Annotated in this window: 13 protein-coding genes and 2 pseudogenes; all 15 read left to right on the top strand. The window is 47.0% G+C overall.

The features are described from left to right. Nucleotides 1–121: 121 nt before the first annotated feature. Nucleotides 122–898: a Cof-type HAD-IIB family hydrolase gene (locus tag CPT76_RS33315; RefSeq protein ID WP_181153219.1), complete on the top strand. Its 777-nt coding sequence runs from the start codon at nucleotides 122–124 to the stop codon at nucleotides 896–898. Nucleotides 899–1,012: 114 nt separating this feature from the next. Next, a complete protein-coding gene (locus tag CPT76_RS33310; RefSeq protein WP_105445949.1) occupies nucleotides 1,013–1,657 on the top strand; it encodes an HAD family hydrolase in 645 nt (214 codons plus the stop codon). Nucleotides 1,658–1,717: 60 nt separating this feature from the next. Further along, nucleotides 1,718–2,235 (top strand): annotated as a pseudogene (locus tag CPT76_RS33305) (GNAT family N-acetyltransferase). A gap of 102 nt (nucleotides 2,236–2,337) precedes the next feature. Next, a complete protein-coding gene (locus CPT76_RS33300) occupies nucleotides 2,338–2,727 on the top strand; it encodes a hypothetical protein (protein WP_234490014.1) in 390 nt (129 codons plus the stop codon). A gap of 39 nt (nucleotides 2,728–2,766) precedes the next feature. Further along, entirely contained in the window at nucleotides 2,767–3,255 is a 489-nt protein-coding gene (locus CPT76_RS33295; protein WP_105445948.1) for a hypothetical protein, read from the top strand. 128 nt (nucleotides 3,256–3,383) lie between these two features. Then, nucleotides 3,384–3,479 carry a competence inhibitor ComI gene (comI, locus tag CPT76_RS38535; protein ID WP_019419116.1) on the top strand — a complete coding sequence of 32 codons (96 nt, stop codon included), beginning with the start codon at nucleotides 3,384–3,386 and terminating at the stop codon, nucleotides 3,477–3,479. A gap of 340 nt (nucleotides 3,480–3,819) precedes the next feature. Continuing rightward, entirely contained in the window at nucleotides 3,820–4,083 is a 264-nt protein-coding gene (locus CPT76_RS41745; protein WP_308737717.1) for an HAD hydrolase-like protein, read from the top strand. A gap of 248 nt (nucleotides 4,084–4,331) precedes the next feature. After that, nucleotides 4,332–4,823 carry an NUDIX domain-containing protein gene (locus CPT76_RS33280; RefSeq protein ID WP_105445946.1) on the top strand — a complete coding sequence of 164 codons (492 nt, stop codon included), beginning with the start codon at nucleotides 4,332–4,334 and terminating at the stop codon, nucleotides 4,821–4,823. 44 nt (nucleotides 4,824–4,867) lie between these two features. Then, nucleotides 4,868–5,512 carry an HAD family hydrolase gene (locus CPT76_RS33275; RefSeq protein ID WP_105445945.1) on the top strand — a complete coding sequence of 215 codons (645 nt, stop codon included), beginning with the start codon at nucleotides 4,868–4,870 and terminating at the stop codon, nucleotides 5,510–5,512. 153 nt (nucleotides 5,513–5,665) lie between these two features. Then, nucleotides 5,666–6,046: an NUDIX domain-containing protein gene (locus CPT76_RS33270; RefSeq protein ID WP_181153218.1), complete on the top strand. Its 381-nt coding sequence runs from the start codon at nucleotides 5,666–5,668 to the stop codon at nucleotides 6,044–6,046. 44 nt (nucleotides 6,047–6,090) lie between these two features. After that, nucleotides 6,091–6,477 carry a VOC family protein gene (locus CPT76_RS33265; protein WP_181153217.1) on the top strand — a complete coding sequence of 129 codons (387 nt, stop codon included), beginning with the start codon at nucleotides 6,091–6,093 and terminating at the stop codon, nucleotides 6,475–6,477. Beyond that, nucleotides 6,474–7,027 (top strand): annotated as a pseudogene (locus tag CPT76_RS42370) (ATP-binding protein). Before CPT76_RS33265 ends, CPT76_RS42370 begins: the two are co-directional and overlap by 4 nt. Nucleotides 7,028–7,136: 109 nt before the next feature. Beyond that, on the top strand, nucleotides 7,137–7,736 hold the full coding sequence (locus CPT76_RS33255; protein WP_105445942.1) for a GNAT family N-acetyltransferase: 600 nt from the start codon (nucleotides 7,137–7,139) through the stop codon (nucleotides 7,734–7,736). Between the two features lie 66 nt (nucleotides 7,737–7,802). Next, nucleotides 7,803–8,384, top strand: a complete 582-nt coding sequence (locus CPT76_RS33250; protein WP_105445941.1) for a DJ-1/PfpI family protein — start codon at nucleotides 7,803–7,805, stop codon at nucleotides 8,382–8,384. Nucleotides 8,385–8,520: 136 nt separating this feature from the next. Continuing rightward, nucleotides 8,521–9,410: cysteine synthase A (cysK, locus tag CPT76_RS33245; RefSeq protein WP_105446063.1), on the top strand; the 890-nt coding region annotated here is incomplete at its 3' end.

The raw sequence follows: 9,410 nt of genomic DNA, 5'->3' as shown, positions 1-9,410 counted from the left end.
TGAGGGGATTAATAAAGGGATTTGCAAGTACTGGATACAGCTTTAATGGAAGTTCGAGATAATGGGATCGGCATCAGGCAACCCATGTGTTCATTTGTATTTTATTGAAGGGAGATTTTCAATGAATTTTGCAGCAGTTGTTTTGGATTTAGACGGAACTCTCCTCAACTCCGATAAACAAATTACTGACCGGAACTATAAGGCTATTCAGGATTGTTGCGAGAAAGGAATGAAAATCATCTTTGCGACCGCACGGCCACCAAGAGCTGTGAGATGGTTATTACCAGAAGAACTACTGAGGATGGGTTCAACTATTTTTTACAACGGAGCCTATATTAAATGCGAACAAACAGGAATTCATCATCATGAACCTATTGAAGCTCGAATTACCGCTGAGGTTTTGGAATATGGGTTAAGCTGCGACATCGATTTGAAAATAAGTCTTGAAGTCATGGATGAATGGCTGAGCCTTGAGGAGTATGATTATACAGCCTGTATGAAGGTTCAGGAAAATCCCACCGCGAAATCGTTGGAAGAACTAAAAAAACTGGATGCAACAAAAATTCTTTTTTACGGCAAGATGGATACCAGCTCATTTAATGAGAAGCTTGCAGCCCAATTGAATGTGATCGTTACAGATCATGGAGAACTTGTTCAGATTACATCTAAAATGGCCTCAAAGGAAAAGGCTGTAGATCTACTATGCAAAAGCTTGAATGTCCCTCTGGAAAATGTGATCGTCTTCGGTGACGATCGAAATGATCTTGGATTATTTAAAGTTTGTGGTTGGCCCGTGGCAATGGGAAATGCAGTGGAAGAACTAAAGGCGTTGGCAAAAGAGGTCACGGATACGAATGATAACGATGGAGTTGCGAAGATACTGGAAAATATTCTGTAAGCCATTACTTCTGTGGAAATCAAATAAGGGTGGTCTTATGAAAATCGTTCATAGTTCAGATGAAGAATACACCATTGCAAAACCAGCAATTAGAAAGCAGGTCGAGATTAGCTCATGAGATACAAACATCTTTTATTTGATCTGGACGGCACGATTACGGACCCTAAGATAGGGATTACCAAGTCGGTACAATATGCACTGAACAAATTCGGGATCCAAGAGGATGACTTAGATAAGCTGGAGCCGTTTATCGGTCCCCCTTTGAAAAACTCGTTTATGGAAATCTATTCTTTTTCAGAAGACCAGGCGCTGCAAGGCGTTGAATATTATAGGGAGTATTTTAGGGAGCGCGGAATGTTTGAAAATGAGCTGTATCCCGGGATGCAGAGCGTGCTGAAGCAGCTGCAGGACGACGGATTTACGCTGTATGTCGCCACCTCTAAACCGAAAGTGTTTGCGGATGAGATCCTGAAATATTTTGAAGTAGACCATTACTTTGAATGGGTCGTTGGCAGTCATCTGGATGGGACGCTGTCCGACAAAACCGAAATCATTACATACATCCTCCAGAACAGAAACCTTGTTAAAAGCGAAGTGGTTATGATCGGCGACCGAAAGCACGATATGATCGGGGCCAAAAACAACGGGATTGACTCTATTGGAGCCGAGTATGGATATGGAAGCGACGGAGAGCTGCTCCATGAAAATTGCACTTATTACATCAAGAAGATCGAGGACATTCTGGGTATAGTCTATTAAGAATGGAGCGGCACGGACGGTCAGATGATAAAACAAATGTGAATGAGGAGAGCAACCGAGATGAATGTACGATTAATCAAACCTACGGCAGAACTGCAAGAGGAGTACCTCTCTTTTTATCTGGACTGGAAGGAAAGCAACGAACCGATTGTGCCTTGGGTAGTTTCGAAGGATCCTGCGGATTTTGCAGGGATGATCCGGTTTTAGAGGACAATGAACAAGGCAAGGACCTGCCGGATGGATATGTAAGGAACTCCACGTTGTGGCTGGTGACGGAGACGAATCGGATCGTAGGAGCCGTAAATATACGACATGAGCTTAATGAAAAATTATTGGAAAGCAGCGGACATATCGGATATGGGATCCGTCCTTCGGAAAGGCAAAAAGGCTATGCCACCGAATTGCTCTCCTTAACCCTTCAAGAAGCCAAGGAGCTTGGAATACATAAAGTGTTGGTGGTCTGCGATGCCTATAATATAGGCTCTAAGAAAACGATCCTCAACAATGGCGGGATTCAAGACCAAGACTTTATTGAGGAAGACGGAAATGTCTTGAACCGTTTTTGGTTCGAGGTCTAAGGGCAGCACAGACCGGAAAAGAATACTCTCGATGACATGGCTCACACCGTCAGAGGAAGAAGCGGATTTTCACCCAGTAGACTTCAGTTGAGAGGGAGTGGGATGACAGTGTTGGTATCCATATCGGCGATGGTATTCACTATTTTGACTTTAATTGTGGTGCTTTTTCAACTGGCTTTGGCACTAGGAATGCCATGGGGAAGTTATGCGATGGGTGGAAAGTTCCCAGGAAAATACCCGCCGGGTATGCGAGTGGGGGCGATTGTCCAGGCTATCGTTCTTCTCGCCATCGCGTCGATCGTGCTGAGCAGGTCGGGCTTATTCGTTCCGTCGTGGGATTGGTTTGCCAACAAAGCGATCTGGTTTGTGGTTGCTTTTTCAACGATTTCAACCGTGCTGAACCTGATTACTCGAAGTAAATGGGAAAGAAGGATCTGGGCGCCCGTCTCTCTGTTATTGCTCGTGACGAGTGTGATTGTTGCGGTGGAGTAGTGAGAGACAATCGAGTCATAGGAATTGGAGGAGGGCAGGATGATTGTGAAGAAAAGACATATCCGGATTGACGCAGAGAACTGGATTCACGATCCGGAACAGGCTCATGTGGATGTAGTGGTTACTTTTCCCGATGCAACACGTTGGATATCGAATTTCTATACAATCCCATGCATCGAATCCATGAGAAGAGATTATTTAACGAGCAGAGCATGCCTCGATGGAGCCTATTGGTGTGCATCCACACCGGTTATTATCGTTGACACCATTAACCGGGAGCGAATTGAACAAGTCGTTGACGATTTAATAGAAAAAGAGGGCTTACCGTATGTATTTGAGTATTTTGGGCCGGTAGAGGAGAGGGATTTAGAGTCATCTGATTATCCTCCAGATTTTTTTGACAAAGGCTCCAGGATGGATCCTTGGTATATTTCTTGGCATGCTGTGCGGCTGAAGCAGATGTTAGATCAGGCGGATGTGGAGGTAAGAGAGAGGCTCAAGGAGCAGCTGTTTGGGGAATCTTCATAAGATTCTTAAGGATTAACAATCCTGGAGAAAGTGACGGGAACGCTTGTGCGTATATGTAATAAAAGGTAAAATATAACTACAATTGAATCTTGGGTGGGCATGGTTTCCCTTCGAAAGGAGGTGAAGCCATGGAAGTAAAAGACGCATTAACGATCATGTTCCTATTTGGGACGTTCATTCTTGCTCTTTTAACATACATCAATAATAACAACAAGAAAAAGTAAAAACCCACCCAAAGGTTGGAAGCAAAAGGGTGGGTTTTTTTCCTTTATACTGACTAAGAAGGGGAGTCCCATCCAAGCCAATTGTATGGACCAAGTGTTACCAGCACTTGGTCTTTATTACATATATAATAACACAAAAAAAATATGTATCAAAGATGATGCAATTTATTTCATCAAAATTGAGGGAATCGTCGAAATTCGAGATGATGAGGATAACGATATTTTTATAGACGAATTTTTAGAATTCATAGAGAGGCATCAATGGTATTTTGGAGGCGGGAGCAGAGAAGTGCATGAGTCGGGAGAGGATCTCTAATTCTAGTGAAGGGAGGAGGAAGTATTGAACATATTATGGGACTTTGATGGTACCTTATTTAATACATACCCGGCCTATACGGACATTTTTTATGAGGTGTTGGAACAGCAAAGACCCACAGAAGAAATCCTGCAGCACCTGAAAATCTCGTTTACTCACGCAGTTAAGTACTTCAATCTAACGGAGCTTCAAATCAAAGAAATTTTTAGAAGAGAAGAGAGCCTGCAACCGGAACAAACGCCACCCTTCCCCGATTTAGAGAACATTCTACGGACAGCAGGAAAGTAGAAACCGAATCGATTTCATTATCGGCGATCGGGAGATCGATATATTGCCTGGTAAGGCTTTAGGATTAAAACCTGCTTGTTTCAAAACGAAACCCCAGGCGCCGATTTTTACCTAACCAACTACAGAGACTTTTTCAACGTTATACCCTTAAAGAAATAACGACTCAGGCACCGGTCAATATTCCTATTAAAGGATGCGGATGTGATCTGTTTCTAGTGGGTAAATCGAGTGAATAGGAGGAGAGCGTTATGTTTTTTGTTAACGCGAGGGCCATCATTGAGCGTGTTCATCGCAACCAACCGGAGATCATTCTTCAGACCCGTAACAAGCCGGGCGAAAAATCGTTGGAATTGCCGGGAGGGAGACTGGAGCTCTTTGAACCGATCCTGGATGGATTAAGGCGCGAAGTGCGAGAAGAGACAGGATTAACCATCGTCGAAGTAGAGGGCAGCGAGAAAAGGATCGATACGCGCGGGATCAACCCAGGGTTTGAGGTGGAGTGCGTCGAACCCTATTGTGTATACCAGACCATCAAAGGTCCGGTTGATTCCATTGGCATGTACTTTTTATGCAGAGCGGAAGGGACCTTGCTTCGAAATGGCGACGAAACGGCAGATGCCGGTTGGAGACCGGTCGATGAAATCCAGAGGATGATGAAAGAGGAACCAAGACAGTTTTCCGATGTGGACCGGGCTGGGATCATGTATTATTTGAAGCATAAGTTTGGGTTGTTACAGTAAAGTAAAGCAATATAACTGCAGGTTGGGCGAAAGGGAGGAACTTCATGAACAGCGCATTTATTTTCGATATGGATGGCGTCATTATTGACAGCGAACCGATTCATTTTGACGTGGATATTAAGACATTGGATTACTTTGGTGTGAAAACGACAGAACAGGAGCTGGAGCGGTTTGTCGGGATGACGAATCCCGAGATGCTGGGCATTTTCAGGCAGGAGCACAACTTGGTGCATACGATTCAGGAAATGATTGAGTATCAACTGAATTTGAAAATGAATATTCTCAATAATCTCGAAATAGAGCCTATAGAAGGCATTCGGGAGCTGATTGCTCAACTTAAGCAGCGGAATATTCCGATGGCGGTCGCTTCGTCTTCTCCGAGGATTTTTATTGAAGGTGTTCTTGGAAAATTCGGGCTGAGCCATTTTTTCAAGACCGTGGTCAGCGGTGAAGAGGTTCCAAAAGGAAAACCCGCACCTGACATTTACCTCGAGACAGCAAAACAGCTCGGAGTGGACCCGCAGAATTGCGTCGTCCTTGAAGATTCAAGAAATGGGGTGATCGCTGCCAAGAAGGCTGGCATGATGTGTATTGGATATCTGAATCCGAACTCGGGGAACCAGAACCTGGACCAAGCGGATATCACGGTACATTCTTATGATGAGATCAAGCTTGGGGAGATTTTTTAAGCGGATGGAGACTGTAGTAGCTAATGAGTATGGATTCCAGTGGTAATTTCGTTATATCTCATAAAAAGGAGGATTAGGATGCCAATTTGTATCAATCAAAATGGGGATGTGTTTGACGAATTTCTGCCCGTATCCGAAGAGGAAGCAGCTCAAATGAGCCTGGATTTTCCGATAACTCACGCCTTGGTCGTTGCCAGGAATAAGGACGGATTTTTGCTGCTCCATAATACATGGAAAAATCACTGGGAATTACCCGGCGGAATATTGGAGCCTGGCGAATCCCTTCGGGAATGCGCTATACGCGAGATGGTTGAGGAGACCAATCAAACCTCGAATCGTGTTGCGTTTAGAGGAATGATGAAGTTCCGGTTAAAGGACGGCGGGATTGAATACGGTGGATTATTTTGCGCGGATATTGACCAGGAGAGGCCTTTTGTCATCAATAATGAAGCGAGCAGAATTGTATTCTGGGATGGTCAACAAGACATCGGTTATATTGATGAGATCGACAAGGAATTATTGAAATATTATTAAGCCAAAACATGGTTGATCCGTGAATAATGAAGGGAGGAAGTATTTTGAACCATCTCGTAGAGAACGTCGATCACGTGCAATTGCCGGTGCAGGATATTCCGCAAGCGGTTGAGTGGTATAACAAAGTGCTGGGTCTTGAAGTGATGACGGTGTACGATCACGCGGCTTGGTTAAAATTTAACTCCGGTCCAGTTCTGATGCTGCACCGCAGCACAAAGAATGAGCGAACATTTTGGCTGGCGGAAGATGAATTTCCGATGCCGTCATTCATGTTTATCACCCGGCAGATCGAACGCCTGCACGAGACCCTGCAGGACAACGAAGTACATATCAGGCAGTACGAAGATCACGGATTCGGTTGGGTCATCAAATTCGTCGATCCGTTCGGAAATGAGCTGGGCGCCTACCAGCCGAAGGAGCAGCCGTCATGAGCAGGCTCGTCGTTCTGACCGTTGGGGTAACCCACAGCGGAAAAACGACATTTGCCCAAGCCTTGGAAGGACAACTGCCGAACTCCCTGGTCATTGATCAGGACAACCATGCGGACTTTATCAATACCCACTACCGGGCTTTGCTGCCAAAACAAGGACCTAATCGGATCAAATACGCCGTGACTCAGACCATTGTGGATTATGCGGTAAACCAGACCTCCTATCATCTCATCCTGTGCAACTCCAACCGCCATCGCCATTAGTCGAGTATTACCGAAACCACGGGTTTACGACGGTTGTCGTTTATTTTGACCTTCCGAATGCGGTCCTTCAAGAACGGGTAGCTCACAGCCAGCGCAGCACTTCCATCTTCAGCAAAGCTTCTTCCTTTAAAGCAGTTTTGGATCGACAGCAGGCGGAGTCTCCGGACAGCGGCGTCATAGAGCCTACGGCGGAGGAAGCGGACCATTTCTTTGTGATCCGGAACGGTGATGATGCCGGTGACGTAATTCGCCAGGTTGCTGAACTGGCAGCACCTAACTTCGACTGAAAAGGGGCGACGTTCCGGTGAGAAGGACCCTACTGCAATCTATCATTTTTTCGACAGTCCACGATCATCATTTCAACTTTAGTTACCCCCCACAAGGAGGCCCACGAATTTGAATACAGACACGCTATTCGACACCTTTCCTACCTTACATAACGACAGCATTGAGCTTTGCAAAATCGAACCGGCCCATCTAAATGACCTATACGAAATTTATTCCAACGACCGCGTGTTTGACTACTGCGGAATCATCCCCAAGCACAATAAAGATACGGTGAAAAAGATGATCGGGCATTTCGAACGCGACTATGTCAAAAAAACGAGAGTGAAGTGGGGCATCTTTATCCCGGACTCCTCCCGAAAGCTGGCCGGTATTGCCGAAGTGTATGATATCAACTCCAAAGTGAATATGATCTCCATCGGCTACTTTTTAAATGAAAATTATTGGGGGCAGGGCATCGCCACGAAAGCGGTACAGCTGCTGACCGGCTATTTATTCGAACAGGCGGGTGTCAATCGGTTGCAGGCCGAAGTGATGCCGGCGAACGGTGCTTCCAAGCGCGTGCTGCAGAAGAACGGTTTTATGCTGGAAGGCACGTTAAGGCAGGCGACTGTCTGGTCGGGTAAAGGCGTTGTCGATTTGGAGATCTACGGCTTGCTGAAAGAAGAATATGCTGCCTCCCATACGGCGTTGAGCAGTTCAAAAATATAGAAGAGCCCGGGGTTCGTTTCAGATAGTTGTAATCCTAGGCTGCCCTTTCTGAGGGGATGATTCGGTTTGAAAATTGCGCTGGTCTTGTTCGATGGCGTTACGTTTCTGGATTTTGTCGGCTTTTATGATGTCATCTACCGCTTGCGGCAGTTTGAGCCAACGAAAGATGCGACATGGGACATTTGCGGTTTAACGGAGGAAGTGACGGATGAACTGGGGATGCGGGTCAGCGTGAATGTAATCCGGCCGGATTTATCCAGGTATGACCTGGTGTTCATCCCTGGGGGAATGGGAACGAGAAAGCTGCGGGAGGATGCGGATTTTATCGACTGGATTCAGACGGCTGAATCGGCGGAATTCAAAGTGTCTGTATGCACGGGTTCGCTGCTGTGGGGAGCTGCGGGGTTTTTAAAAGGACGGAAAGCGACGACCCATCCCAACGTCTACGACTTGCTGCAACCTTACTGCGAAGAGGTGGTTCAGGCCCGGATTGTAAAAGATGGCCATTTCATCACGGCCGGCGGGGTGGCCACCTCCATTGATCTGGGCGTATACGTCATTGAACGATTCGCAGGAGCAGAAGCGGCGCAGCTCGTGAAAAAGCAGATCGACTACCCTTACCAAGCCGCCGGTATTGTAGAGGTATGACCAGGGCAGCGCGGGTAAGCGGCCTGTCTTAGGTGCTTCACGGGTCGCATGGATTGTTTTTATTTTCCGGAAATGATAACTTGAAGTAATGACCAACGGAGGAAGTTGGATTTTATAATCAGGAGTGTTAACGGAAATGACAATCGCCAAGAACTTGACTGAACTTATAGGAAATACGCCGCTGCTGGAGCTGGGCCATGTGATGGAGAAGCACGAGCTTCAGGCGACCCTCATTGCGAAACTGGAGTATTTTAACCCGGCAGGCAGCGTAAAGGACCGCATCGGTTATGCCATGATCAAGGATGCCGAGGAGCGCGGAGTGCTGAACAAGGACTCGGTGATCATCGAGCCGACGAGCGGAAATACCGGGGTAGGCCTGGCTTTTGCGGCAGCGGCTCTGGGTTACAAGCTGATTATTACCCTGCCGGAGAGCTTTAGCCTGGAGCGCCGCAAGCTGCTGCTTGCGCTTGGAGCCGAGCTGGTGCTGACACCGGCGAATGAAGGGATGAGCGGGGCCATCCGCAAAGCCGAAGAAATCGCGGCATCCACCCCGAACTCTTTTATTCCGCAGCAATTTAACAACCCGGCCAATCCAGCGATTCACCGGATGACGACAGCGGAAGAGATTTGGAGAGATACCGGCGGGGACGTGGATATTTTCGTCAGCGGCGTCGGGACAGGCGGCACGATCACTGGCGTTGGCGAAGTGCTGAAGGAAAGAAATCCGTCCGTGCGAATCGTGGCGGTGGAGCCTTTTACCTCGGCGGTTCTGTCTGGAGGGAAGAAGGGTGCACACCAGATTCAAGGCATCGGAGCGGGCTTCATACCGGATAACTTCAACCCATCCATCGTAGATGAGATCATCCAGGTCAAGGACGAAGACGCGCTGGAAACGGCCCGTTCGCTGTCCAGATGGGAAGGATTACTGGTAGGCATCTCGTCCGGAGCTGCCGTCTACGCGGCCATTCAATTGGCCAAAAGACCGGAGTATCACAATAAACGGATCGTCGTCCTGCTGCCCGATAC

The sequence above is a fragment of the Paenibacillus sp. AR247 genome, from assembly GCF_002968895.1.
Classification (GTDB): domain Bacteria; phylum Bacillota; class Bacilli; order Paenibacillales; family Paenibacillaceae; genus Paenibacillus_AQ; species Paenibacillus_AQ favisporus.
This window is presented reverse-complemented; position numbering and strand designations above follow the sequence as displayed.